The organism is uncultured Amphritea sp., from assembly GCF_937127095.1.
Classification (GTDB): Bacteria; Pseudomonadota; Gammaproteobacteria; order Pseudomonadales; family Balneatricaceae; genus Amphritea.
In genome coordinates this window covers 26,692-52,483 of sequence record NZ_CAKZLP010000050.1, presented here as the reverse complement: position 1 = coordinate 52,483, position 25,792 = coordinate 26,692, and the positions used below count along the sequence as shown (strand labels likewise).

General features: G+C 40.4%; 22 protein-coding genes and 1 pseudogene. 3 read left to right on the top strand and 20 right to left on the bottom strand.

Going from position 1 to position 25,792, the window contains the following annotated elements:
* Window positions 1-553: 553 nt before the first annotated feature.
* Window positions 554-1,237 carry a response regulator transcription factor gene (locus Q0499_RS11225; RefSeq protein ID WP_299199340.1) on the bottom strand — a complete coding sequence of 228 codons (684 nt, stop codon included), beginning with the start codon at window positions 1,235-1,237 and terminating at the stop codon, window positions 554-556.
* A 15-nt stretch (window positions 1,238-1,252) separates the two neighbouring features.
* On the bottom strand, window positions 1,253-2,614 hold the full coding sequence (locus Q0499_RS11220) for a HAMP domain-containing sensor histidine kinase (protein WP_299199338.1): 1,362 nt from the start codon (window positions 2,612-2,614) through the stop codon (window positions 1,253-1,255).
* 388 nt (window positions 2,615-3,002) lie between these two features.
* Between Q0499_RS11220 and Q0499_RS11215 the strand changes: the two are divergent.
* Window positions 3,003-3,764 (top strand): annotated as a pseudogene (locus tag Q0499_RS11215) (IS5 family transposase); the annotation flags it as partial.
* Window positions 3,765-3,959: 195 nt separating this feature from the next.
* On the opposite strand, the gene Q0499_RS11210 reads toward Q0499_RS11215, so the two are convergent.
* The 14 genes from Q0499_RS11210 to Q0499_RS11145 all read right to left on the bottom strand — a co-directional run bounded on the left by Q0499_RS11210 (window position 3,960) and on the right by Q0499_RS11145 (window position 20,813).
* Window positions 3,960-5,012, bottom strand: coding sequence for a hypothetical protein (locus Q0499_RS11210; protein ID WP_299199336.1), 1,053 nt, complete (start codon window positions 5,010-5,012; stop codon window positions 3,960-3,962).
* Window positions 5,009-5,956, bottom strand: coding sequence for a DUF6625 family protein (locus Q0499_RS11205; protein WP_299199334.1), 948 nt, complete (start codon window positions 5,954-5,956; stop codon window positions 5,009-5,011). The genes Q0499_RS11210 and Q0499_RS11205 overlap by 4 nt, the downstream gene beginning before the upstream one ends.
* Before the next feature lie 13 nt (window positions 5,957-5,969).
* Window positions 5,970-6,779: a glycoside hydrolase family 16 protein gene (locus Q0499_RS11200; protein WP_299199332.1), complete on the bottom strand. Its 810-nt coding sequence runs from the start codon at window positions 6,777-6,779 to the stop codon at window positions 5,970-5,972.
* A 1-nt stretch (window position 6,780) separates the two neighbouring features.
* A complete protein-coding gene (locus Q0499_RS11195; RefSeq protein ID WP_299199330.1) occupies window positions 6,781-7,539 on the bottom strand; it encodes a hypothetical protein in 759 nt (252 codons plus the stop codon).
* 467 nt (window positions 7,540-8,006) lie between these two features.
* Window positions 8,007-8,762: a hypothetical protein gene (locus Q0499_RS11190; RefSeq protein ID WP_299199328.1), complete on the bottom strand. Its 756-nt coding sequence runs from the start codon at window positions 8,760-8,762 to the stop codon at window positions 8,007-8,009.
* Complete coding sequence (locus Q0499_RS11185; protein WP_299199326.1) at window positions 8,759-9,769, bottom strand: glycosyltransferase; 1,011 nt, start codon at window positions 9,767-9,769, stop codon at window positions 8,759-8,761. Before Q0499_RS11185 ends, Q0499_RS11190 begins: the two co-directional genes overlap by 4 nt.
* Window positions 9,770-9,772: 3 nt before the next feature.
* The gene (locus tag Q0499_RS11180; protein WP_299199324.1) at window positions 9,773-10,696 is read right to left on the bottom strand and encodes a glycosyltransferase family 2 protein; all 924 of its coding nucleotides are present in this window, start codon (window positions 10,694-10,696) and stop codon (window positions 9,773-9,775) included.
* A complete protein-coding gene (locus tag Q0499_RS11175) occupies window positions 10,686-11,705 on the bottom strand; it encodes a glycosyltransferase (RefSeq protein WP_299199322.1) in 1,020 nt (339 codons plus the stop codon). The genes Q0499_RS11180 and Q0499_RS11175 overlap by 11 nt, the downstream gene beginning before the upstream one ends.
* A gap of 877 nt (window positions 11,706-12,582) precedes the next feature.
* A complete protein-coding gene (locus Q0499_RS11170) occupies window positions 12,583-14,067 on the bottom strand; it encodes an oligosaccharide flippase family protein (protein WP_299199321.1) in 1,485 nt (494 codons plus the stop codon).
* Between the two features lie 11 nt (window positions 14,068-14,078).
* A complete protein-coding gene (locus tag Q0499_RS11165; protein ID WP_299199320.1) occupies window positions 14,079-15,257 on the bottom strand; it encodes a glycosyl transferase family 1 in 1,179 nt (392 codons plus the stop codon).
* Window positions 15,258-16,517 (bottom strand): O-antigen ligase family protein, encoded by a 1,260-nt coding sequence (locus tag Q0499_RS11160; RefSeq protein ID WP_299199319.1) that lies wholly within the window; start codon window positions 16,515-16,517, stop codon window positions 15,258-15,260.
* A gap of 1 nt (window position 16,518) precedes the next feature.
* Entirely contained in the window at window positions 16,519-18,399 is a 1,881-nt protein-coding gene (locus Q0499_RS11155) for an acyltransferase family protein (RefSeq protein WP_299199317.1), read from the bottom strand.
* A gap of 16 nt (window positions 18,400-18,415) precedes the next feature.
* Window positions 18,416-19,375, bottom strand: coding sequence for an NAD(P)-dependent oxidoreductase (locus Q0499_RS11150; RefSeq protein WP_299199315.1), 960 nt, complete (start codon window positions 19,373-19,375; stop codon window positions 18,416-18,418).
* A 1-nt stretch (window position 19,376) separates the two neighbouring features.
* Entirely contained in the window at window positions 19,377-20,813 is a 1,437-nt protein-coding gene (locus tag Q0499_RS11145) for an undecaprenyl-phosphate glucose phosphotransferase (protein WP_299199312.1), read from the bottom strand.
* A 262-nt stretch (window positions 20,814-21,075) separates the two neighbouring features.
* Here Q0499_RS11145 and Q0499_RS11140 point away from each other — a divergent pair, with 262 nt between their 5' ends.
* Window positions 21,076-21,555 (top strand): hypothetical protein, encoded by a 480-nt coding sequence (locus tag Q0499_RS11140; protein ID WP_299199310.1) that lies wholly within the window; start codon window positions 21,076-21,078, stop codon window positions 21,553-21,555.
* Between the two features lie 63 nt (window positions 21,556-21,618).
* On the opposite strand, the gene Q0499_RS11135 is transcribed toward Q0499_RS11140, so the two are convergent.
* Window positions 21,619-21,792, bottom strand: coding sequence for a hypothetical protein (locus Q0499_RS11135; protein ID WP_299199308.1), 174 nt, complete (start codon window positions 21,790-21,792; stop codon window positions 21,619-21,621).
* Window positions 21,793-21,895: 103 nt separating this feature from the next.
* Here Q0499_RS11135 and Q0499_RS11130 point away from each other — a divergent pair, with 103 nt between their 5' ends.
* A complete protein-coding gene (locus Q0499_RS11130) occupies window positions 21,896-22,993 on the top strand; it encodes an O-antigen ligase family protein (RefSeq protein WP_299199306.1) in 1,098 nt (365 codons plus the stop codon).
* A 222-nt stretch (window positions 22,994-23,215) separates the two neighbouring features.
* Here Q0499_RS11130 and Q0499_RS11125 read toward each other — a convergent pair whose 3' ends face one another.
* The 3 genes from Q0499_RS11125 to Q0499_RS11115 all read right to left on the bottom strand — a co-directional run bounded on the left by Q0499_RS11125 (window position 23,216) and on the right by Q0499_RS11115 (window position 25,599).
* On the bottom strand, window positions 23,216-24,613 hold the full coding sequence (locus Q0499_RS11125) for an MBL fold metallo-hydrolase (protein ID WP_299199304.1): 1,398 nt from the start codon (window positions 24,611-24,613) through the stop codon (window positions 23,216-23,218).
* Window positions 24,614-24,917: 304 nt separating this feature from the next.
* On the bottom strand, window positions 24,918-25,214 hold the full coding sequence (locus Q0499_RS11120) for a nucleotidyltransferase domain-containing protein (protein WP_299199302.1): 297 nt from the start codon (window positions 25,212-25,214) through the stop codon (window positions 24,918-24,920).
* Window positions 25,207-25,599 (bottom strand): HI0074 family nucleotidyltransferase substrate-binding subunit, encoded by a 393-nt coding sequence (locus Q0499_RS11115; protein ID WP_299199300.1) that lies wholly within the window; start codon window positions 25,597-25,599, stop codon window positions 25,207-25,209. The genes Q0499_RS11120 and Q0499_RS11115 overlap by 8 nt, the downstream gene beginning before the upstream one ends.
* Window positions 25,600-25,792: the final 193 nt, after the last annotated feature.

Genomic DNA, 25,792 nt, shown 5'->3' with positions numbered 1-25,792 from the left:
TTGATCAGCAACTACCAGGGAAGATCTGTTCAAGCTGGCCGCATGAAACAGTGCACGTTGCACAAGATAAAGCCCACCTGACCATACGATCACTCCAATACCTCACCATCGTCCGGAACACCACGGTCTGGCCCGGCAGATTTCTGAAAAGGTCAATCCATGAGTGTCTGAAACCGCTGTGCTGCTTAAAGTAAGCTTACCTGTCGACCTCAGCATAATTGAATGTAGAGGGTGATCATATCACCCAGATTCAGGCGGCCAAATTTAGTGCGCCTCTACAGTGTTAAAAATGGGATTTAAGTTAGCAGAATATAAAAACTCAGTTGTAACAACATGTAACATTTTCAATCAAAACTGCGACCGTTATGTTCGCTTGATGAAGTGTCAAAAATTTGGGGTTTAGATCTGAGTTTTTGCGCTATTTTTTAGCGTGATTGATGCCGCTTCCTGACTGCGGGAATGTACATTATCAATTCGGTCATCGTGAGCAACGCATGGCATTCCAACAACGTGTGATCGATCACCGCTTACATTTAGGCTCGTTAGGGGCTGTTTAATCGGGTAAGCGACGTTCAATCAAGGCCTTTTCATTAAACAGATAACCAACGTTATGAACAGTTTTTATTGGGATGGTATAGCTATCTGCAGTAAAGCGACGACGGATACGTGCGATTTGAACATCCAGACTTCTATTTTCATACTGATATTCAGACACGCCTAAAGCTTCATAGAGCTGTTGACGAGAAACAGAATGGCCCGCTTTTGAGATAAGTACATTCAACAAACTGCGTTCATTTTTAGTCAACTTATGTCGAATGCCATCAGGAGTCGTTAACAGCCACATTGAAACATCTAAAATCCATAAGGCAGCATGTTCCTTGTCTTTCTTTCGCCTGTCCTTACGACTAAGGATCACCGCTAACAACTCTCTGAGATCTACCGGTTTGGGTAAATAATAATCTGCCCCAGCCGTCAGCCCATTAATACGATGTCCGACATCACCAAAAGCGGAAAGCATAATAATGTCAATATCTCTTGTTTGTTTTAAGCGATAAGCAATATCCAGCCCTGTTTCATCGGGCAAGTTGACATCAAGTAATACAATTTCAGGGGTGAAATTGATAAAAATAGCGTCCATTTCTGCAGCCGTTCCCGCTTCCTTTACCTGCATTCCATTGGCCGTTAAAAATGCATTAATGGGCTGCCGAAAACCAGTTTCATCATCAACGATCAACACTCGAAACATACCTGTTTAATGACCTCTCAAAACCGGCAATATCACTCTAAATATAGTGCCATGATCACACTCAACACTGATTGAGCCGCCATGTTTTTCAACAATGCGTTTAACAAAAAACAGGCCTAAACCAGAGCCCGATTGTGATTGACTGTTTTGTACACGGTAATATTTATCAAAAATTCGATCACGAAATTTATACTCAACACCTGGGCCATCATCAAATATTTCCACTGTTCTATACTCATTTGAAGGAAATAATTTTACTTCAACCAGATCTTTGTTACATGAATACTTAAGCGCATTGTCAATCAAACTAGAGAACAGAAAAGTCATAAGAGAACGATCACCTTCTATTTCAGCTATGCGATCAGGTATTGCCTCAACAAAGTTGACACGATACTCCTGACATAAGTCGGACAATATATCATTCAAATTCAGCCTTTCTACCGATAATTCACCTGCTTCAAGAGTATACTGCATCCATTCTTCATTGAGGCAAGTATCAACCAGTTCAGTAAGCCTATCTGACGATCTTTGTATCCACTGCAAGCTATCTTTTACGAATGGATCCATCTGTTTATCAATAGCGATAGCGGTATCTGCATTGGCTCTGATAATGCTCAACGGTGTTTTGAACTCATGTGACAACATAACTAAAAAGTTTTTATGCTCATGTAATAATCTATCAGCAATCTCTCGCGCTATTTCAGTTTCGTTAAGCTGATGTTTCAACTGCTCACGTAATCGTTCCGAGGTCATAACAATCAAGCCAATGGTGGTGGCTATGCTTGCGACGGTAGCCCAGATAAAAATAAGATATGCCGAATTAAGATCGAGAAAACTAATGCTTTCGATCGGTTCAAACCATACTGAAATTATTCTTAAAACAGAAATTAGACAGACAATAGCAAAAATGATAGCCATGCTGCGCCGTCCCGGTAAATTAACCTTATCTTTCCATAACATCCATGCAGGTAGCATACTAAGCAAACTGATACCTAGTGAATTAAGAACAATCCTTTCTCCAAGATTCTCATTGCCCGGAAACAACAAAAACATCGGTAATAAGATACCAATAACAGCACCAGGCCAACGCCATTCAGCAGCTTGGTTGCTAAGAAGACGCGTTGCTTGATAATAAAACGCATAGGAAAAGAAATAACCACCATTTGAAACCATAATAGAAAGCATGGGATCAATGCTGTCTCGGACAATCAGAAAGATCGAACCCATAGCCTGACAGCTGGCACCCATTGCCGCATATTTAAGACCAGGTGTTTCTGACAGTAAACGATAGAATAGAAAGAGTGCTACAGCAGATACTAATGTGACAATGGTAAATAGGACAACAAGTGTACGGATATCAAATATCACGACTCAAACATCACCTTAATCATTTTGTAACCACTCAGCCCTGAAATAATTCAAAAAAGTACTTGGCAGGGGGTTTAGGTTGAAAAATCCAATCATGCGGTTAGCTTTGATTGTATGCCTTTATTATGGATTCTGACAGCCTTGTATGTGCATTAACTATCCTGATTACCCATGATACGGAGTTGTTATGGCATCGAAGGCGTTACGGCAAGTTTGGCTGGTCCTAAAATCGGCGATAGCCTCGATGAGCGCGTTCTAGATAACTGTGAATGCGCCGATTGCGGCACTACCTTTCGACTCGAATAGTCCCAGCACTTCCCCTTAGGTTTTATTCTATCCCAATACATCCCATTGATAACCCTGACCCTCTGTCGACTAAGCCCTGTACTGGTAGAGCATTAGTGATCCTGCAATGGAAGATGCGTTATATGAAATTGCTTCCATACGTCTGTTTGCTGGCTTGTCTCTGGATAAAGCAATTCCTGACCACACAACCATCATGAGCTTTCGTCATCTACTGGAACGAAGAGGGTTAACGCGAAAGTTATTCAAGGAAGTGAATCAGTGGCTTGCTGAAGCAGGCGTTCTTCTAAAAGAAGGTACACTGGTTGATGCAACGATTATTGAAGCTCCGACCTCAACAAAGAACAAAACAGGTGAGCGTGATCCTGAGATGCATCAAAGGAAAAAAGGCAATGCGTGGCATTTTGGAATGAAGGCGCATATAGGTGTTGATCCCCCTACGGGCATCACTCATAGCTTCACCACGACAGCAGCCAATGAGCATGATCTTAATCAAGCAGGTAATTTGCTACATGGTGAAGAAGACTATATTTTCGCTGATGCAGGTTACAGGGGTGCAGAAAAGCGCAAGGAGCTAAGGCGAGTCAAAGCTGACTGGCATATTGCTGAGAGGCCAGGAACGATTCGAGAGCTCAGGAAACACCCTAGAATAAATAAGGTAAAAATTAGAACTGAATACCTTAAGGCGAGCGTCCGTGCCAAAGTTGAGCATCCATTTCGAATCATTAAATGTCTGTTTGGTTTTGTAAAAGCACGTTATCGAGGCTTGATGAAAAACGATAGTAAATTAGCGATGTTATTCACACTTGCCAACATCGCACGAGTCGATCAGATGCTGAGAGCTTAGGGTAGATCCGTCTGCATTCAGCGAAATCGTTATGCAGACGGTAAGATAAGAGAATTGCTTGGCTGAATTTTGATCATTTCTGCTAAAATCAGCGAATTAAGCAAAACATTGGCACTTAATCGCACCTTCCCTAGTTGCGAGAAACAGACTAATAAAGCGCTACATCCACTAACTAAGTCAAACCATACATATCGATTAGTGTGATTCATCATTTTTTCTCAACAACGATTTATACTTATTAATATATAACATTCCTAGTTTAGATAAGGACAAATTTCCCTGAATAAAATCTCTAGGAAGGAAATTCCCTTGAAGAAACTCATCACAACATGATTCAAACTCATCAATCGTAAAGCGAGTGCCACAACTATCATTAAAGTAAGGAACTGAAGACACAACAAACTCATTAGAAACTAATTTTTTTAACTCGGGATCAACCAGCTTCCCTTCATCCCAGGCAAGAACAGGAATATTAGAAGCTAACGCTTCCTGGCAGGCTAAACCCTGTGTCTCATGCTCGCAGACGAAAATCATCGCTTTTGAATCGGAGAGACCTTGCATAAAGTCATTATAGTGATGCTGCCCGTATCTCACTGAAGTATAAGTTAAACCCTTCTTATCTAGATAATTCAGGATGCGCGACAATACTCGATCCTCTTCAGTCTCCCTGTGCCACCGAATTTTGTCATAGATAAGGAAATCATACTTTTTAGGCCGTATAGATAAGTCTTGAAAGGACTCAACATCGATACCTGCAGGCCATCGGAACATCCTCCCAGAACAAAAGGGTTCGTACATTTGGCAAAACCAATCGCAAGGTTGAATAAAATACCTATAGCGAGAGTCCTTCGAAACGTCAAGGTCATCTTCACGGGGAAAACCGAAATCTCCAGGGCCAAAAATACGAGGGTTCTTCAGCCTGTCTACACGCGATAATATAGACGGGTACCCTGCGACGCCTATAGGATAATCCGGATATCTTTTAGCCAACTTAAAATCATTAACCCTAACATCACAACCAATAGCCTTCAAAGAATTCACTAACCCTATAAATGCCACATAAAAACCAGTGTAGGGCTGCTGCTTATATAGACGCCTCTTAGTATTACGCAAGCGATGGTGCAGCCATGATTGCACCTTTCCAATGAAGCCATCTCTCGCGTGCAGATCATAGCCATCAAAAAAAAGGAGAACAACAGGGCCTTTGCCAAAATCCATTAACGGGTACTTGTATGAATTAATGGTCATAGGATTCTTAATTTCCTTCTCACTCGCTTGAGTAGTTGCTTAGTATCTAAAATAAATGAACGTAACAAAACATATAGCCGATAAAAAGTTAATTGTGAATGCCAAAAATCATCTGATGAGAAAAAACCATGGGGTACTATGAAGTATTCATTTGGAATATGATTCCATTTAGGAAGAACAAACCTATCATGCCTCTTCTCTGAAACCAAATGATAATAAGTCAACTCCTGCCGATCTTTACGATACAAGCGCCCATCTAACATTTGGATATGATCATTATTTGCAAATATTTTTTCCTTCACCAGTTGTCGCTTAAACCAAACCTTCAGATCACCATTTTTAGCGGCATTCTTAACTAGATAAGTAAAAGATTGAAGCTCATCAATCTCCAATATATTTTCGCCTTGGCGTAAACGCTCATAAAGACAGTTACACTCGTCAAATGCATAATGTTTCTCTGATGAAAAGACCGTTTCCCAGCTCGAACTGGACATGTAAAGTTTATTTATATTCTCTACATTTCTAAAAATACACAGCGAGCCTGACAGCCATTCAGGGACCATTGAAACCACATCGAAGCTTCTCCAATTTTCAGGAAAATTATCCAAAAGCTGGCCGTATATGACATCGATATCCCCCATAGCCCAATAATCGTAGCCGATAATATAATCCTCAAAAATAACGCCAAAAGCTGGGCGAAAATCGCATAATTTGTAACCTTTATTGATAATTGCATCAACATCTAACTTGTCCTTGACAAGTCTTTTAAAATGCTGAATATTACTTTTTATAAAATGCAAATTTTCAGGCACATCACCTTCGTATGAGCAATCAGTGAACATATACACATGAATATTCGGATTATTTGCTAAGCTTTTAACATAAAAAGGGAAGCAATCTGGCAAGGATCCATAATACGGACTTAACAGGGCAATTTTTGTCATATTTAAATCCTTATCACTGGTAGACTCTAATATAATCTATCACATAATCTGCAGGATAAAGGTCATCTTCTGGCTGTCCAGCCCAACTACCCCCTATCGCTAAATTGACAATTAAGAAATGGGCTTTATGAAATGGGTTATTAAGATCACCTGCGATATCTATGTCGAAAGTTTTCCACTGTTGCCCATCAAAAATAAAACGGATCTCTTTATCATCCCATTCAATCTCATAGATATGAAACTCACCTGGAGTATCAGTAAATAAATTTTCACCCTTGACGGGCGTTAACTTACTTTTCGTATTTTTTTTATAATCAAAAAAATGCACTCCACCATGTATTTGCCTAGGGGAAGAACCTACATATTCCATAATGTCGATTTCGCCGCTCTTAGGCCAACGCACAGATGTGATATTATCCCCCAAAGTCCAGAATGCAGGCCATACCCCCTTACCCAAAGGAAGCTTTGCTCTCATGACCACTCGTCCATACTGCCAGGAAGCAATGCCTTTTGTTGTTAAACTGGCCGATGTAACAGGAAAAAAATTATTACTTCCGAATAACTTACCCCACCAATTCTGATTATCCACATGGCTTAGAGCCCTAATCGTCAGAACTCCACCTTTTACGAAACTATTGTCTAAAGAAGCACTCTTGTAATACTGAAGTTCATTATTTCTAACGTAGCCTGATTCATAAACCCATTTAGTTGAATCAGGCAAGCCTTGGTAATTAAATTCATCAGACCAGACCAAAGATGACTGAGCGGAAACAGCAGATGAAAAAAACAATAGAATACAGAAAATAAAACCAGGTGAAATCATCTTACATCCTATTCTGCAATGAACCGACCTGTTTGATAAAGTCATTATAAACATTATCCGCTTTCTCCAGCAAATCCTCATCTAAATAAATATCTTCTTGAGATTCTGTGTGAATAATCTGACCTGCTTTAATATTATTAGATGGATCACCCGCACCAGCGGTGCCGGTTTTTTCTCTTAAATCATAATTCGGCGAAAGATAATCAACCCCAATATACTTAGCTATTTTATTTAAACACTGTTCAGTTTCTTCAATGAAGCCTTCTGACGTTATAAAACAAAATGGAACTGTAGGTTGTGCTTTAAGCATGGCAAGGATATCTGACAACCTATTTATATAATATAAAAAAGCTAAGCTAGAATCACACCACTCACTTCCAGTTTTTTCGCCCATAACAACAATGCTCCTAATTGTAGCCCTAGGCTCTCTTACCATAACGATAACCAGATAGTCATCCAGATTTTTTGGATCACTATGACTATGTAGAACCTTATCATAAAGATATTCAGTAGCAGACTTTAACTCATTATCAACTAAGAGATTTGATTTTATTTTCTGAATAAAGAAATATTTTTTATGGTCGACATGCTGCTCATAATAACCCGAAATATTTACGTTTCCACCTATAACATGAGATAAGACTGAGGACCTACTTCTCATATGGCTTATCAAAATGATTTTTTGATATGATCTAAAAAACCTATAGGGATTAAGTGCAATTTTTATAATTTTTAACAACTTTCTCTTAATATGCATCATTAATAAACTCCACTGCTAAACGACTCACCGAAATATTTTCCAAAAATAAAAATTCAGAACTATTCTTTAAGGTAACAAAAACGACAGACTACATGTCCCTTTAAGAAATAGAAGTTTTTTTTCGCATAGCTATGAAATAATGCCCCCAAGAAGAAATACCTTTTCCGTAAGGCTAGTTAAGGTGGCCTGCATAAATCCATCTGCTCCAAATAGCCTGCATAACAAAATCGATCATCAGTATCATGATAGTGTTCTCGAAGAATCAGAGCACCACACTGTGAAAAATTATTTGCAATCAAATCCTGTATATAGTGTTAAATCTCATTATTGCGAACATAACAAACCTCATATGGCCATTAACTAACATCAATAAGACCTTGATAATGAAATTCATCGAACCACACTAATAACATCTGCTAAAAAATTTAACCTGTGCCTCAAAATCTAAAAGCCGTATGCAAATCGCTTTACATCCTATTGGGTAATGCCATGACCTTATGGATAAATTTTTCATAACATTTTTCGGCTTGGGCCAACAAATATTCATCTAAAACAATATCATCATGTGGTTTTGTAAGCATAACCTTTCCTGCTTTAATATTATCCGAGGTGTCACCAACCACAGCTATTCCTGTTTTAATACCTGAGGAATAAGAAGAGGACAGTTTATCAAGGCTGATAAAATCAGATATTTTATCTAAACAAACTTCTGTATCACCTACAAACTCTTCAGATGTTATAAAACAAAAATCAATATGCGGTTTTAATTCAAGCATGATAAGTATTTCATCGAGCCTGTCACTATAATAGGAACAAGCTAAAGCAATGTCACTCCATTTATCATCTGATTTTACACCCATCGACACAATGCTTTTTATTGATTCTTCAGGTTTTCTTACCATTACAATAACCCGATAAGAATCTAATGATAATGGGTCAAATCTTTTATGTAAAATCTTATCGTACAAATACCGAGAACCAGATTTTAATTCGTCATCGACCAATAGATTTTTTTTTATTTTTTCATTACAAAATCGTTCTTTATGATCGACATGCTGTTCATAATAGCCAGAAATACCTTCATGACCACCAATAATATGCGACAACACTGAAGTTCGACTTCTCATATGGCTTAATAATATAACTTTGTCATACTTCTTAAAAAATACGACAGGATTTCTCAAAATTTTGAATGCTATATGGAATTTAGACTTAATACTCATTTCTTGAGTCTCCACAATCTACTAGCAGGGACCGTTTTCCACAAATAAATCTTACGAGCAGTTCTTACTGGCAATAAAAGAAAAAACCACCACACACCCAGTTTCATTTTATACTTAAATCCTTTAATCATTTTCAATGAAGCTAACGCTTTTAAAACTAGTCTGAACCTTTTTCTACTATTACCCGAATCGAATAAAGCAACACACATTCTAGATTCTAAATGATATATATCATAATCTTCGTAAGAATCCCTAAAAGGCTCACCATTCTTTTTTGCATGATCTTTGAGATATTTATAGCGATACAGGTCATGAGATATCCGCCATTTCGCTTGTTTTAAAACATCCAAAGAAAAACCGGAATGATTAGATCCATGCTGCCGGTACCCTGACAACAAATGTTCAAAGCTTTGAATACTACCGTACAATGGAGCCAATATAGCTAAATAACCGTCACCTCCCTGCCTGAAGTCTTCCTCATTCATTGGCAGCACTTTCTCTAAAAAACTACGGTTGTATACCATACCTGAGGTAACTGATGTCTGATATCGGCCATAACGTAAAACATTCTTTTTTGCGCACTCTGTATTCCAAGATTGTGTTCTAACAGGAAAAATCCCGAAATCCTTTCGCCCCTCATCAACTAAGATCGTTCTATATTGATAAAGACTGACACCTTTCTGATAATTATTGACAGCTTCCTGTAATGAACCCGATAATAAGTAATCATCGGCATCAAGGAACATTATCAAATCACCTGTTGCCTTTTCAAAGCCTGAGTTGAAAGCCGCACCATGTCCTTGATTTATATTTTTGAGAACAGGCGTTAATACATCGCCATAAGATATTATTATGTCACTTGAATTATCTACTGAGCAATCATCTACAACAATAAGTTCTTTATTGATACAATCCTGTTTTAGAAAGCTATCAATTGCTTCGCTAATGTATTGCTCATAATTGTAACAAGTGATAATTACGCTTATTTTCATATTAGATAATTCCATAACTTATTTCTTAGCTTCGCCATACTGAACAAGCGTATCTTTACCAAGCAGGCTTGATACCACCCCGAGATGCAAGCCACCACGCAACCACCAACGACGCCAAGCAACTGGATTCCATAAGGTAAGAAGCAGCATTATATGACAAAACGAAGCCTTTACAGAGGCGATTAATATCTGTTTAAGCTTATCTGTTAGAGAAATCACTCTATCCGCAAGTAACATCCCATGCGTTTGACCTGACCGATAGCGACGCAACCAAAGCCACTTAAGAGATGCTCTTGGCAGTGTAATTGGCTCAATTAAAACTGCCTTTTGAGCATACTTAATAATACACCCTTGTTTATACAGCTCAGAAAAAAGGACTGTATCTTCACCTCCCGTCTTGCCAAGCGCCAAATCGAAATCGGCATTCTTAACACGTTCATCCCGGCGATCCAGCAGCACATTACAGGTATAGCCTGTCAATATCGCTCCATTAACATATACTGGACGTGTTTGATAAAAGCCCCCCTTTGACATCCAATCTTCACAAAATTCAGGATCATAACGAGCATCAACTGGACCTAGTACCACTTGGGCAGAAGTACTTGTTGCGGTCTGCATAAGTGCCTTAAGCCACCCAGGCATTGCTAATTCATCGTCATCGATGAACGCTAGCCATTGGCTATCACTCAGAGATAAACAAGCATTTCTAGCAATAGAAATATTACTTTGGGGAGCATGGATATATATTACAGGAATATTAGTCTGATCCACTGATAACACACGCTGTTGGGCACTAGGCACCGCATCGTTGTCGGCAACAATTATTCGAACCTGCCAGTCATTATCCAACTGTAACTTCTGTAAAGAGTTCAGGGTATCGATCACAGAATCTCGACGATAGGTACACATCGCTATATCAATGCTGATCTTGTTATCGACCATTATTCTTGCCCTGTTTTACGAATTTAGAGAATAGGTAATCATAGACGCCCAGAACAAAGCCCAGAGACCATGCAAAATGCATGGTCGCTGCGGCTAAACCCACTAAATAACGAATAGAACCGTATTCACTGAGGCTTTTATGACCTATCAAAATACCTACGACAAGACTCAGTATCAGCCAGGTAGAAAATGGGACTGCTATAGGCCAGCAAAACGTACCTAAGATGAATAATAAAAACAGAGGGAAAATTGACATTGGAATACATTGCCGTAGTTTCGGGACAACCTTGTGTTTGATTATATTCTTTGCTCTGCCTCGACCATAGCCCTTATACTGCTTAAACAATGCTGGTAACGTTGCACGTGGATAGTAAACAATATTGGTCTTACCCGTTAGCCAAATGTTAAATCCTGCTTGTCTTAAACGATAATCAAGCTCAGCATCCTCATTATGACTGAAACTTTCATCGTAGCCGCCTACCTGCTTGTAAGCCTTAACGTTTATAAGGGCGTGATGACCATGATCGATCCAACGACCTTCTGCAAGATTATTACGATGACCCGAGCCACCATTTCCCAGTACTGAATTTTGAGCTGCCGCTATAACCGCTTGCATGGGTGTCTTAGCCTGTGTATCCATTGTCACTACGACAGAATCTGCATGATTTTCCAGCGCTTCCAGCAACAGGGTTGACACATAACCGGATGGATAATCGGCATGAACATCTAGACGAATTAAATATTCGGCGTTATCAGCATAGGTTTTCACGGCTAGGTTTATTGCACAGCTCTGAAGCTTTGCTGGGTTTTGAAGATATATTACCGACGCATACTTCTGTGCATAGGATTTAATAATTTCTTGAGTACCATCAGAACTGCCACCATCTACCATGACAAGTAACGGCTCACTATCAGTAACACTAATGTTTAAATCAGCAATAAGGTAATCGATCAGATTAGCTATATATGGCTGCTCATTTAAGCAGGGAATAATGATTATATAATTCATAGAACGCATTTTTCCTTATACACATCAATGACGCAATTAGCCTAAAGACCACTCTTGCTCAACTTTAGGCAAAACATCAATTGACTCTCTCCTAATCCTTTTTTGGGTTAAAGCGCATTTATTCCTCAAGGAGTTCAACGGATCATCCATATTTATATCAAGCCTATCTGCAGTAGTCACTGGGCTACCTTTAGTGTAATCAATAGATTTTTTATCTGTAACCCTAGTAATACAAGTAATGATGAAAATTCTGAAGTTGAATTGATAATCAGACCCCCATATTTAACATAAGTAATATTTTCACACAGCCTAACCTCCCGCTCCTTAAGTGCCTGAAGTTTCGCGTCTTTAATAGACCCATCATTATAAACAGAAAACTCTTCCCATAATGCACATTTCTGCAACTTATTTTCTCGCAGATATAGTTTTGACAAAGTCGTTTCAGACTGATTTCACTCCCCAATCTGCATTCACTAGACTTTTTGCTACCAACATAGGATGTCGACTAATGTGAAGAACACTTTGGGATTGTACCTATTCACTAAACTAGGCATTATGAATTGAGCTCTGATGAATTGAGCTCTGATAAATTGAACAACCACTCGGCCTGCTACACATTTCTTTATCGACCTTCTTGCATAAATAGTTGTACAGTAACCATCTTGGACTAACTCCCTTAAACACTAAATCTAAATATCGCCAATACTCCTTGGTAAAGAACTCGACAATCAGAGAAATATATGGCGCTGGACTAGAATCAGAATAAGCACCTTAATATAAATGAAGTCGTATATTTTGCTCAAGTGACACAGACTGAGTTTTTCTAAAGATCAACTCTGCTACCACCCAGTGCATTCTAAATTGACCTTCGCTACAATTATTCAAACTTAACTTTCAACCAAGATTTCATCAGCAGCCAATCATTTTTTGCTAACAAAGGCAAAATTAGTATTGTGACGAGCAACACAATAAACCCTGAAAAAATTGAAGAAAGCACCATAGATTCAAAATAAAAACTAAAAAACTCATTAACTGGCCAACTTAGAGATAATAAAGTTATAAACCCGATAGTCACACCCTTAAATTCAAAAATTATAGATGAAAGACCACTGTTAACTTTTGTACTAAGTTTACTAACTGTTATCAACAACATTAATAGCTGCACTATCGCAAGTGTATAGGTAACGAAAACAATATCACCATCAAGTTCGGCTACGATATAAACAAACAGTAACGTTAATATCGCTCGGTATAAGGATAATTTAAGCACCAACCGGTCTTCACCAATACCTTTTAAAAAAGGATACACAGCACTAAGAAATACTCCGATAAATCCGAATACAGTCATCGCCCTAAAAACAGGCCAAAACTCATAAAAAGACTCACCCAGCACTATTATCACAACCGATTCTGCGTAAATCGCTAACAAAAGATAGACGCTCCCAAGAAAGTAAGTATTTATTTTTGTTACGAGTAAGAAGTCACGCCACACATGTTCCAGTTTGTGATTAAGAGTTCTGCTTTTATCTAAGCCCTTCTGACTATTAGCAACACCGGAAAAAACCGCTTGATCCAACGCATTTCCAACAACTTCCCTGGGTAGTTGAGCGAGTCGATTACTCACTTGATAACCTCCGACAGTTGACGCACCAAAAAAACGTCCAACGAAAAGAATAACTCCCTGCGATGAACACCACATCAATATATCTGAAGCAGTATTCCTCATTGCATAAGGCATTATTTCTGACAAGCGATCTCTCTTAAACTCTAGTTTAGGAATAAATTTGGTCATATACAAAAACCCTGTCATTAGAAGTACCTGATAGACTAATTGCTGGCAAATCAGACTCCATGCTCCTGCCCCAGAGTACGCCAAAACTAATGCAGATATCCCACCCAGCATTGAAGCAAAAAGTGTTACTCCCGCCATTTTTTTATATTCCATTTTAAGTAGCAGGAGAGAACGACCAACCTGCTCCAACAGCAATAGAGGTATCGAAAAACTTATAACTTCAATATAGGGTTTTGCCTTTTCTACTCCCGAAATTTCAGCTAGCCAGCCAGCATTCAAATAACACAGCAACGCTAATACAGTACCGAGGAAAAAATTAGCCCAAAACACAGTATGAACATACTGACCAGGGTCTGTATTCTCATAATACAAAATTGCAGCACCAAGCCCCCCTTTTCCAATTGCCATGACAATAAAGCTCATTATCGCGAGGGCTACCGCAACAACACCGAACTGTTCAGGAGACAAGAGACGCGCCAGAATAGGGATAGTCATGAACTTCAAGCCTAAGGACGTGGCAGAGCTCAATCCTCCCCAAAAAACTCCCTGAGTAATTTTTTTCTTATCCACAATAAGTAAACCTACAGCTCATACATATGGTTGATCGATAGCGTTTCATCTGAATCAAGACTTTCAAGAAAGACAACTAATTTCATGCACTCAGATCTGTCTGCTACCCATTTTTCACTAGGGATTTTTTGAGATAAATTTTTCAAACTTATATACTCATCTGTATTAAGCATCATAAAAAATTCATTCATGGCCATCAATATTTCATGTCTATGAAAACCAACACCAACGCCAATTGACTGTAATTTATCAGCTATCTGAGTTGAAAAAAGATATAGAGGTACTGTATTAAATGCTCCTCCTTCATAAATTCTGTTAGGTAATAACCACTCCGAATTACCACCCTCCTCAAAAAAATCAATCGCCCAGGTAAAATCAACAGAACTATAAAGCGCGCTAAGATCATCAGGGTATTGGTACTCACCCAAAAATGTAATAAATGGTGAAGTACTTACCTGATGCTCGAAATTTCTGAATTCACTATAGGCTGGCCGTCCCCTCAATTCTATTTTAAGCTTTCCTTCAAGTCGTACACATAACTCCTCCAGAATATCTAAGGACTTTTGACAACGAAGTGCTCCAAACCAACCGATAGTCCAAAACCCCTCAGATTGTCTTGGTTTACTTTTAAAAATTGAACTTCGATAGTTTTTCAATTCATCTCTACTTAAACCAAACAGCTTATTTTCTAATAATAGGTAGGGTATTTTATGTTTCGCAATCGGGTCAAAGTAATTTTTTATAAATGCAGGTGAGCTGGTAATAACAAGTTTACTAGACTTAACAAGCCATTTCTCAACACTGACTAGAATCGAGCTTATCAGACCTTTCGAAATCAATAATCGATGAATATCAAGGCACTCAAATACTAGTTTTGTACCTTTTTTTTTCCGCTTTAACAAATTATAAAGGCGTCGCCCCAGAATCAGCATTTCTAAATTCCGAGCTATCAACACATCGGTACCTTTAGCCATCTGATAAAGCCTACCCATTCGAATACAGCATATAAGGACCATTATTAATCGTTGAATGAATGCCCCATCCTTCGTATACCCTAGACAAAACCCATCCCTATGAGGCGTGCGGCTAAAACCGGCCAACACAACATCCGCACCACCAACACGAAGCATATTCACTCTTCGTTTTACAGCCGGGTCTGACAAATCATGTACCAAGTAAAGAATTTTCATCTACAGTACAACCCTAATACGCATGTATTGATCAAAATAAGTCCCCTTCGTTAAAACTATCCATGACCAACACAACATAAAAGTACCGTATGAAAATTGAGCAAAACCTAAGGTCTCAATAAAAGTTTTGGAGAAAGTAATTAGAAATATACAGGTAGAAAATGCTAGCGCTTCTGTCATATTAAATATCGCACCCCTGATTACACCCTGAAGGCCTTTAAAAAAAACCAAACACATTATCAGAAACCCTGGAATACCCTGCTCTATCAACCCCATAATATAAGTATTATGAAAACCAAACGGAGCACCAATCTCTACAAAATGAGTTTCCCATATTTCAATAGCCCCTATATTATCAGCTTGAAAGTATGATCCTCGCCCCACACCTCCCCACATATGTTCGGGAAAGGATTCCATCGCTATTAACCAAATATCAGTACGACCTGTCAAAGTAGGGTCTTTACCAATACTGTACATAAACTCTTCAAATGCACTGTAATCAAACATATATACGCACAAAGTTAAACCAAAAATTATAACAAAAACGAATATCATCAACTGGATTGTTTTTGTACTTAAACTTATTTGACTTTTCGAATACATATACAGAAAAAAGGTAATACCGATAAAGAAAAAAACTGACACGGTTGTACCCAATGAATTAGCCTGCAGAAAGGTTGCAGCAGATAATAAAACACAAGCTACTGCAAGGGCTCTAATCATTACACTTTCTCTGAAAATCATAAATACAGCTATTGCGCATAACATGGCAGTTGCAGCCGAGCCCGCCATATTATTCTTACTCCCAAACAATCCAACTCTAACAACCTCACCCGTAAAAGAAATAGTTACTGTATTATGGGAAAACAAGCTTAAAAACATCACACATGAAAGCGATATAGCTGCTGCTAAAATTATTTTTTTAAAGGACACTGTATAAATTACTGCTATAAACAAAACAATAGAAACCAGTAACTGAAGAGAGTATATAAATGCAATTTTCGGATAATCAGCCCAAACGGTAGAGAGCAAACCTAAAAGAGGATAAAGCAATAATGGCCAATTAATACGACATCCCGCTAGGACATATGGAAATCTCGTAACAACAAAAAACAAACCTATAATTAAAAAACCCAAAGTTGAAAAAGCACCTAAAAGCCCTGCACCCACCAAAAGCAATGTAAATAAAATAACCAAAGGTGTTTCTGCTTTGACAAATGGCATCGACCGTAGGCTTACCCTCTCCTTAATATCGGCCATATCAATACCGTTTATGCAAATAAGTCAAAAGAGGCCTAACTGACAATTTAGCGCCCTCTTTTGAGTAGTGACCATAATCAGAGTGAAGCAAAACACCTTCAAATTCATATTGACAGATAACACCTTGGCACCAAACATCCATCGGATTATAAAAAGCCCCAACTCCTATAACACTTTTAAGTTCATCATTAATTTTTTCATCATAAAAAACATTCCATACCGAGTTACTATCACCTCGACCCTTCCTATACTCTAATATACTTACATCCATTACATACTGAGGTGATTGTCCAATCAAAACATAATCTATTCCATTATTTTCAAGCCAATCTAATGTTGACTTTATTGCCATAAAACCTCTAGATTTATAATCAGTCCACCGTGCTGATAAAATTACGGCAGCTATATTTTTTTCCTTTATTATTTTCAGAGCATTTTGATTGAACTCATCACAATACGGCAATGCAAATGATTCAAAACTTAATATAGGAGGACAGCCTGCAGATGTATATTGATATAGATCGAATGGCAGATCGGAGCTCAGACTTTCAAAACCCGGGGCATAGTGTGCAGCAAAAGAATCGCCCCATAACAATACATTCTCATTTTTATCATCTCCCTCACTTAACTTACACTTATCGGCATCCCAGTGTTGATAATTTTTTGCATCCATGAGGAAGCAATTACGCTTTGATTTACTAACATCCTCAAAAGAAGCTCTAGAGGAAAAGTCCGGGTACCTCTCATCAAAACCACCATTTGTAAAACCCCAATAGCCAAATCCTACAGATATGACTATAAGTAGTGATGCTGGCATGAATACAACGGTTTTGTTTTTAATTTTAGTACTACGAAATGGTTGCTCTATAAAACGCCATGAGAACATCGCTAGTAACACGCTGGCTATAACAACCATTAGCATATCTGTATAGTTCAGCGGTACTAAACGATCATATTTCATAAATACGATAACCGGCCAATGAACCAGATACAGTGAATAAGATATCAAGCCAAAAAAAACAACCGGCTTATATGAAAGTAAGCGATACGCAAAAGGGAAACTTCCCTCACTGGCCACTCCCCTCCCAGCCACAATGATAAATACCGCACCAAGACAAGGAGCAAGTGCGCCATAACCAGGAAAAGGCATAGTCTTTTCATATAAGAAAACGGTGCCCACAATTAATATCAATCCCAGGCTGCCTAACAAATTTTTACCCCACTTTCTTTCTACTACTAGTCGAGGGTTCACCGCCACTATAGCGCCTAAAAGCAACTCCCATGCCCGTGTAGGTAAAAGATAAAAGTTTGCTGAAGGTGCTTTATCAATCAAGTAGCAGCTTAAAATAAAACTTATGATAATAATTGGCCAAAGACATAAGTTCCAATATCTATGGATATACTTAAAAATAACCCACATAGCTATAGGCATAAATATATAATACTGTTCCTCAACCGATAGTGACCATGTATGCAATAGTGGCATAAGATCAGATTGCGCGTTAAAATAACTAATTGTTTTCCAAAAATATATATTAGATACGAATAGCGCACTAGAGGCCATACTAGCCGAAAATTTTTCAAAAAATGGCGGTAATAGAAACCACCACGCAGCAATCCAAGTCAAAAAAAAGCTAAAAAAAAGTGCCGGAAATATTCGTCTTATCCGACGATAATAAAAATCGGATATTGAAAAACCCCCCTCTTCCAGGTTTTTCAATAAGCTTCTTGTAATAACATACCCAGAAATAACAAAAAATACATCTACGCCTACAAAACCGCCAGAAAAAACTGTTAACCCAGCATGGAAAAGTACAACAGGGATTACCGCTAATGCGCGCAGCCCATCCACATCTGGACGATAAGACAAATCATTGCTCATAAATACTCGAGAATCATTAGTTAAATTTTGAATCTTTATGCCAATCTGCTAGTGATTTTTCTAAATTATACTGATAAACATAACCATTCCTTTCCAACCAGCCGGGCTTAATATTGGTTGATTTAACTAGCTTTAACACTCGTTCAGGGTCTATGCCGATATTCATAAAATTAAACAGCCCGCACACCTTTGCAATTGACATAAGAGCCCATTGCGGTACTAAGAATGTTCTGGCTTCTTTAAAATGATTATCTATAAAAGTATTAACGATTAATTCAATTGTATACTTCTCTGAGAAGCTGCCATTAAAGAGTACATAGTTATCACGATGGTTACGCGCAAACTCTATCGCATTGAGTAATTCTTTAACGTAAATAGCCCCTTTAATCGTGTCTTTTCGACCAGGAAAGATAAAGAAGCCTTTGCGTAACATGGTAGCCAACCGAGTAAAGTTCCCACCCTCTCCGTCGCCAAACACCACTGCAGGCCGAACGATTGTCAGCTTGCGTGAACTATCTTCACGATACCACTGGCGGTGAATACCTTCTGCCTGCAATTTCGAATATCCGTAAGCAGATTGGGGAGCAGGCTTTGTCAATTCATTTTTTTCATCCTCTCCTGGCCCATAAGGAGAGATAGAACTGGTAAAGATTATTTCCTGGCAGTTTGCCCGTCGGGCAAAATCCGTCACTTCGAGTGCACCATTTACATTAGTATCAAAATACTCGATATCAGGATGCCCCGGTGTAGTGTGTATCGCAGCAAAGTTATAGATATGATCAACTGAGCCTTCAACTTCGAATCCACGCAGATCCCGAACGTCAGCAAATATATATTCGACCCCATCTAAACGCTCTCTTGGCCCTTTTATATCGACTGAGACAACGCTTACACCGTCAGAGGACAAACGTCTAACCAAGTGAGTTCCGATAAAGCCTGAACCACCAAAGACTATTACTTTACTACTAATTTCCATTTCAATAGATATCTTTTGATAATAATGATAGAGGGGTTTTAATTAATATTTTAATATCGAGAGAGATTGACCAGTTATTAATATAAGCCAGATCAAACTCTACCCGTTTTGCCATCTTATCCAGGGTTTCTGTTTCGCCCCTAAAACCACTAACCTGGGCCAAACCTGTTATTCCTGGCTTTATACGATGCCGTGCAAGATAGGCATTTACTTTGTCGGAGTAGTAATCATTATGTGCTACAGCATGCGGTCTTGGACCCACCAATGACATGGAACCTTGCAACACATTGATAAATTGCGGCAGTTCGTCAATAGAGGTTCGACGGATAAACGCACCTATCTTTGTAATGCGCGAATCCCCTTTGGTCGCCTGTTTAACCTCCGTATCGTCATGTAACCGCATGCTACGGAACTTCCAGACTTTAATAATTTTGCCATCAAACCCATGCCGGTCCTGTTTGAAGAAGACAGGGCCTTCAGATTCACGCTTGATCATGATTGCGATCACCGCCATCAGCGGACTAAATGCCACCAGGGCTATCGCCGCCAAAACCTTATCCATCAAGCTTTTTATCAGTATATGGCTTCGCCGCGACGTCATAGGGCTTTCATTCAGAGAGATCAGCGGCATACCTGCCACTTCGCGGATTGAGTGGTTTAGCAGGCTCAAGCCGAAGATATCTGGCACCCAGATAACATCGACATTCATATCCAGAAGATCGATATGCAGAGCTTCGATGATCTCGGATTCAGCCACCGGCAGCGCTACATAGATACGGCGTATTTTGTAATCTCTAATGTTCTGTCGGAGGCTTTCAGCCCCACCCAACAAAGGCAGAGGCAGCTCCATCACCTCATCATCCTGTAATGGGCAATCATCTGACTGAACAAAACCCACCACCCTATCCGGAAGCCAGCGGTTGCTATTGAGGTTATTGACAAGCTTAGAGGCCAGCTGGCCGGTTCCGATAACCAGAGAGGGAATCTCACGGGAAAACATCACTTTATAGCGCTTATATAGTGCGCTAAGCAGATGCATACTCATTAGCTGCAGGATAAAGCCAGAGACAGCCCACTCAATGAGAACTTCACGGGAAAAACTCTCACCGCTTTTTGTAACAAAGCCCACCAGCGCAAGCAACAACAAGACATGAAACCATGCGGTTAGCAGGCGGAATGAACTTTTATAAAAACCTAAAGACTGACGGTATACGCCACGGCGACGGTAGATAATCCAGACACAGAAAAGCGCTATAACGGCGAGAAGGCGATAGTTTGGAGGAACTTCACCCATTTTAAGATAGGCAAAGAAAAACAGTGACCCACAGACAATAACCAGATCGGCAAAATGCTGAACCCAGAATGCGAGTGATTCATGATTATTTAAAAGTCGCCGTTTACGAGCGACGGTCCCATATGGCGTCACACTAACATTCATTATTACGGCCCTCAACATGCACAATCAACGTATCCTTTATATCGCTAATTGCGCTCAAGCTTTTTACACTTTTGCTATCTACAGCTTTATTAAACCTAAGTCTATGCTGCACCGCAACATAAAGAATGCAATTACTTCATATTCTACTCTTTTTCAATCAAGAACATCAAATTATGTTTACATATGGCGACAGCCACTGTTAAGATCTACTTACATTTTATCATGATCAGTGCGACTATTAAGCGCACAAGGAGTAGCTACAATGCGCCAGTACATTTTTGGTGTTGTAGCAGGGTTGTTGTTACCACTGTCCCCTGCACAGGCAAATATCCAGACAGATCTTAGCTCAGGGTTACCTTTAACCGAGGTTATCCTTAACGCTATTACAGAAGCTTCTTCTGTAGATAAAATCTTATCTGAGCTTTTGGTTGACTGTCAGCCCGATGGCGATTTCATAACTTGTAAAGAAGGTAGTGCTGAAGCTATTATAAGCGCAGCGGCCAGTTCATTCTCTGACGATACTGACGCATTAGCAACTATCGGCCAGGCAGGTATTGATGCCGGACTTTCTGAAGAACAACTGACTCAGATCGCTATTAATAACGGTATTGATCCTACTGCTATTCTACCTGCAGCAGCAGCTGGTAACCCTCAAGCGCAAGCTCCTGGGCAAATTACTCCAGCCCCATTTGGTAACAACACCGGTGGTGGCGGCGGTGGTACAGCCAGCCCAAGTGCCTGAATGAATTTATTAAGCGCTGCGAAGCGCTTTTTTTCTGTTCAAAATATCTAATAGCCTGACTCCTCATAGCATGCAGCACTCATATTCCACAGACTCACCTGTCCCCACTGAGAGACCAGTCATGCATGACAGGTGGCTATTCTTTTCATTTTTATCGTTGTTAGTATGGCTGCCATTACCACTGGGTAGTAACAAAACCTGGGCGGTTGCGGTTTTGTGTTGCTGGACCTTATTCATATGCGCATCCTGGCTAACTCTGTTTAGCTTTCAGAAAGCTGCCATCAGTAACAGCCTGAAAAGAAGCGGGCCTGTTATTGCTTTACTCGGTACGGCACCTCTGATGGCACTTATTCAAGGAGTTGCCCCTGCTGAATTTGCGCTTAGTTCCATCGACTCAAGTGCAACATTACAACAATCACTGTCCGGTTTTTGCTATCTTCTGATTTTTTGCCTCACGCTACTGTTAACTAACACGCGGAAACGTATTAAGTTGCTCGCTTACACGCTGATATTCAGCGGATTATTTCAATCTGCTTACGGCAGCATGATGACACTGACAGGAACTGAATACAGTTTTCTTGTACCTAAGGAATACTATCGCAACCTTGCTACCGGTACCTTTGTAAACCGAAACCATCTGGCTGGCTATCTTGTGCTTACTCTAAGCGTAGGTATTGGCATTATGATTTCCACATTGACACGTCAATCTGCAAATAACTGGCGCGAGCGATCAAGAACGCTGATAACAACACTATTAGGGCCTAAAGCACGACTTAGGGTACTGTTGATAATCATGGTTGCTGGCCTTGTAATGACCCATTCCCGTATGGGTAATACTGCCTTTTTCAGCAGCCTTGCAATAGCCGGTGTCATTGCGCTTATCCTGGGTAAGCATTCCACACGCTCGACTATCATTCTGATCAGCAGTCTTATTGTTATCGATATATTTGTGATGGGTACCTTCTTTGGTGTAGAAAAGGTCGCTGATCGTTTACAGAAAACATCGGAACAGAGCGAAACCCGGGATGAGGTTAATCGTTATACGCTAGAAGCTATTCAAGATAATCTGCTAACCGGTAGCGGGGCTGGCACGTACTACACCAACTTCCCCTCATATCGCCAATATGATGCAGGGCCTCAGTTCTATAATCATGCACATAATGATTATTTCGAGTTTGCCAGTGAGTATGGCGTTATCGTTACCAGCTGCCTTCTGCTTGCTGTTCTACTTGTGTTTATCTCGGCCCTCAAAGCACTTAGAACACGCAAAAACCCATTAATGAGAGGCATCGCTTTCAGCGCAACGATGGCCATCATTGCTTTAGCGATACATTCAACCGTCGATTTTAATCTTCAGATACCTGCTAATGCGACAACCTTTATGGTGATTTTGGCGTTAGGTCAGATATCTTTACATCTTAAGAGCCGAGGTCGTTAAGAGCTAATTTTGTAGGAAGCGCGCCCTCACGGCGATTATCTGACCTGGTGCCTATTCGACGAGGTACCCAGAGGGCATGCTAGAGTCCCTCCTACAAAACATCTACCCGGTGGGAGGCGCGCCCTCGCGGCGATTATTTGACTTGGTGCCTGTTGATGGTTTTATCGCGACGAGGTACCCAGAGGGCATGCTAGCGTCGCTCCGACAGGGTACTTCGATTCTCTAAGGTATTAATATCTCTGCGGCCGGGCAGATTTTATCCAGCTCTTTCCTTAAAGCCTGCTTAGCCTCGTTATCGCCATGGACTATGCGAATCTCTTTGGGTTTGTGGCGCATTCGTTTAACGAAGTTGATCAGGTTTTTCTGATCAGCATGGGCGGAGTATCCGCTGATGGTGTGCACCCCTGCCCTGATATCTATTCGTTCATTGTCTAAGAAAACATAGCCTCCTCGTTCTCTGTATTTATCAGCACCGTATTGCTGGATATCACGCCCTGGTGTGCCGTTCGCCTGATAGCCCACAAAAACGACATCGGTTCTTGGATCAGCCAATAGCGCTTTGAGGTAGTTCACTATTCTTCCACCAGCACACATACCACTGGCGGCGATGACAATGGCAGGGCGCCCACTACTTTTGAGATAGTTCACCAGCTTTATATGCTGACGATGGGAATCGACGGTCATCAGTTGATCAAAGGTGAGTGGATGACGTCCATCCGCCTTTCGTGCTTTTGCTTCAGCATCCCAGAGATTACTTAGTTCTCGATAATGCCGGGTGAATTTTGCTGCCAGGGGTGAATCGACAATCACATCGATATCCTTCCATGCAGTGCCTTTTTGCCTGTGGATAATATCTTCCAGTTCGTACAGCAGCTCCTGGGTTCTGCCAATGCTAAAGGCGGGAATCAGTACCGTACCGGCATCTTTCAGGCAGTGCTGAATAACCTTTTGCAGCTGCTGTCGCCGACTACGGCGGTTTTCATGGGTTTTGTCGCCATAGGTGCTTTCTATAACCAGCCGGTCGGCCCGCCAGGGAGATTCAGGGGCCGGAAGTAACGGCGCATATGGAGCACCAAGGTCGCCGGAGAACAGTATGATTTCTTTTTTCTTATCACGACCGTATTCAAACTCGATATAGGCAGACCCCAGAATATGACCGGCAGGTTTATAGCGGAACCGCAGGCCACTGATGGAATCGACCGAATACCACTGTTTATACTCTACCGGTTGAATGAGCTTATTAAGCAGCTTAAGAAACTGACTGATCAACTTTTCATCTCGTGTGACGCCAATCTTCAAAGCATCTTCAAGCACCAAGGGTAATAACCTGCCAGTCGCTTTGGATGCGTAGATCGACCCACTAAACCCCGCGGCAATCAGTGAAGGGATTCGTCCGACGTGATCGATATGACAATGGGTTATAAACAGCGCTTTAACCGTATTAATGGGAAAAGCGATTTGCAGGTTTGAAGATTCAGTGTGTTTAGTTTCAGAAGCTGTGGCTTCAGCCCCCTGAAACATACCACAATCAATAAGAACGCTGGTTTCGTTATCTAAAACCAGTTCATGACAAGAGCCGGTAACGCCTGTGGTTGCACCGTGGTGCTTTATATCAATCATATGAACATCCTTGTTCTTTAAGTGTCGAAGTCTGTAGCCCGAACGCTTCGCTTGTCTGAGGTCAGGAAGAGCATAAAGCAATTTTTACCCAGGGGGAAAACTGATTTTGTAGCGAGCCATGCCCTCATGGCGATTTGTTACATATGCTTAAAGGATTATTCTTTTAATGCTCTTCTCGGTGGCCTCTGTGTCCTCTGTGGTGAGTCTGTCTAATGAACAAAAAAGCGGACAAGCAGCCGCAGGTTGCGTTCGGACAAATGCAATAATCAGACTAGCGCAGCGATCGGGACCTCTGTCTTTAAACCTACAAAATCCTGACCAGCTGCGGCTTTATGTGATCCTGAAACTCTTCGCTTACCCGGTTCCAATCCACCAGATCCGTTTTGAAGGGAAGATCGGATTCAGAAAAAGCCTCTTCAAGCAAAGAGAGTGAGCCATAATCAATTGGATCTGCTGTTTTGATTAGCAGGTCCAGGTCTGAATACTTTCTTGCCGTCTGTTTTGTACGCGAACCAAAGGCATAAACTTCTGATTTTTGTGCCAGATTTTTCGCCAGAATAGCCTGAACTTCAGCCAGCTGCCCATCACTCAGATCAAGCATGCTTTAACTCCAGCTTATGCAGTAAATATTGAGCATCTATCACAAACTGTAGTGCAACTTTGTAGGTTTCTTCTGCGATTTTCTCATTATAGGTATGCGATGTCTCATTACGGGCTTTATGATAGGAAAACCAGGGCAGAGGGTCGGTGATAAGGCCTTTATCAGCAGCAATACGAAACAGATCTTTACGGTTTAGTCCATTAATGGCTTCACTGCCAACATCGTCGACAAGGTCACACTTGATGAACTTCCAGGCCAGTTCATAGGTATATTCAAAACGCTGGATAACCGCATCGCGTATAAATTCATTCTTCGGCTGCGCAATCGCATTAGCCAGAGACTCTGTCACCTTCTGTAAGGGCGTTAAAATTAACGACTCCGGCATAGTTAGAGCCTGCCAACAATATGAGTAATGTATTGATTCTACAATATTGTCCTGGAGTAAAGAAGCTGGGGCCTGAAAAGTCGAAATCCGTAGTTCGAACGCTTCGCTTGTCCGGGGTCCGGAAGAGAAACCCCTGTGGGAGGCGCGCTGGCATGCCCTCTGGGTACCTCGCGGCGATTATTTGACCTGGTGC

Excerpts from the sequence above, each read along its gene's own strand:
- Q0499_RS11195 (WP_299199330.1), bottom strand. The coding sequence starts at position 7,539 with ATGATGCATATTAAGAGAAAGTTGTTAAAAATTATAAAAATTGCACTT.
- Q0499_RS11135 (WP_299199308.1), bottom strand. The coding sequence starts at position 21,792 with ATGAATAAGGTCCAGCAACACAAAACCGCAACCGCCCAGGTTTTGTTA.
- Q0499_RS11205 (WP_299199334.1), bottom strand. The coding sequence starts at position 5,956 with ATGACAAAAATTGCCCTGTTAAGTCCGTATTATGGATCCTTGCCAGAT.
- Q0499_RS11140 (WP_299199310.1), top strand. The coding sequence starts at position 21,076 with ATGCGCCAGTACATTTTTGGTGTTGTAGCAGGGTTGTTGTTACCACTG.
- Q0499_RS11115 (WP_299199300.1), bottom strand. The coding sequence starts at position 25,599 with ATGCCGGAGTCGTTAATTTTAACGCCCTTACAGAAGGTGACAGAGTCT.
- Q0499_RS11155 (WP_299199317.1), bottom strand. The coding sequence starts at position 18,399 with ATGAGCAATGATTTGTCTTATCGTCCAGATGTGGATGGGCTGCGCGCA.
- Q0499_RS11150 (WP_299199315.1), bottom strand. The coding sequence starts at position 19,375 with ATGGAAATTAGTAGTAAAGTAATAGTCTTTGGTGGTTCAGGCTTTATC.
- Q0499_RS11125 (WP_299199304.1), bottom strand. The coding sequence starts at position 24,613 with ATGATTGATATAAAGCACCACGGTGCAACCACAGGCGTTACCGGCTCT.
- Q0499_RS11130 (WP_299199306.1), top strand. The coding sequence starts at position 21,896 with ATGGCACTTATTCAAGGAGTTGCCCCTGCTGAATTTGCGCTTAGTTCC.
- Q0499_RS11120 (WP_299199302.1), bottom strand. The coding sequence starts at position 25,214 with ATGCTTGATCTGAGTGATGGGCAGCTGGCTGAAGTTCAGGCTATTCTG.
- Q0499_RS11180 (WP_299199324.1), bottom strand. The coding sequence starts at position 10,696 with ATGGTCGATAACAAGATCAGCATTGATATAGCGATGTGTACCTATCGT.
- Q0499_RS11165 (WP_299199320.1), bottom strand. The coding sequence starts at position 15,257 with ATGAAAATTCTTTACTTGGTACATGATTTGTCAGACCCGGCTGTAAAA.
- Q0499_RS11185 (WP_299199326.1), bottom strand. The coding sequence starts at position 9,769 with ATGGAATTATCTAATATGAAAATAAGCGTAATTATCACTTGTTACAAT.
- Q0499_RS11175 (WP_299199322.1), bottom strand. The coding sequence starts at position 11,705 with ATGAATTATATAATCATTATTCCCTGCTTAAATGAGCAGCCATATATA.
- Q0499_RS11145 (WP_299199312.1), bottom strand. The coding sequence starts at position 20,813 with ATGAATGTTAGTGTGACGCCATATGGGACCGTCGCTCGTAAACGGCGA.
- Q0499_RS11210 (WP_299199336.1), bottom strand. The coding sequence starts at position 5,012 with ATGACCATTAATTCATACAAGTACCCGTTAATGGATTTTGGCAAAGGC.
- Q0499_RS11190 (WP_299199328.1), bottom strand. The coding sequence starts at position 8,762 with ATGAGTATTAAGTCTAAATTCCATATAGCATTCAAAATTTTGAGAAAT.
- Q0499_RS11200 (WP_299199332.1), bottom strand. The coding sequence starts at position 6,779 with ATGATTTCACCTGGTTTTATTTTCTGTATTCTATTGTTTTTTTCATCT.
- Q0499_RS11160 (WP_299199319.1), bottom strand. The coding sequence starts at position 16,517 with ATGGCCGATATTAAGGAGAGGGTAAGCCTACGGTCGATGCCATTTGTC.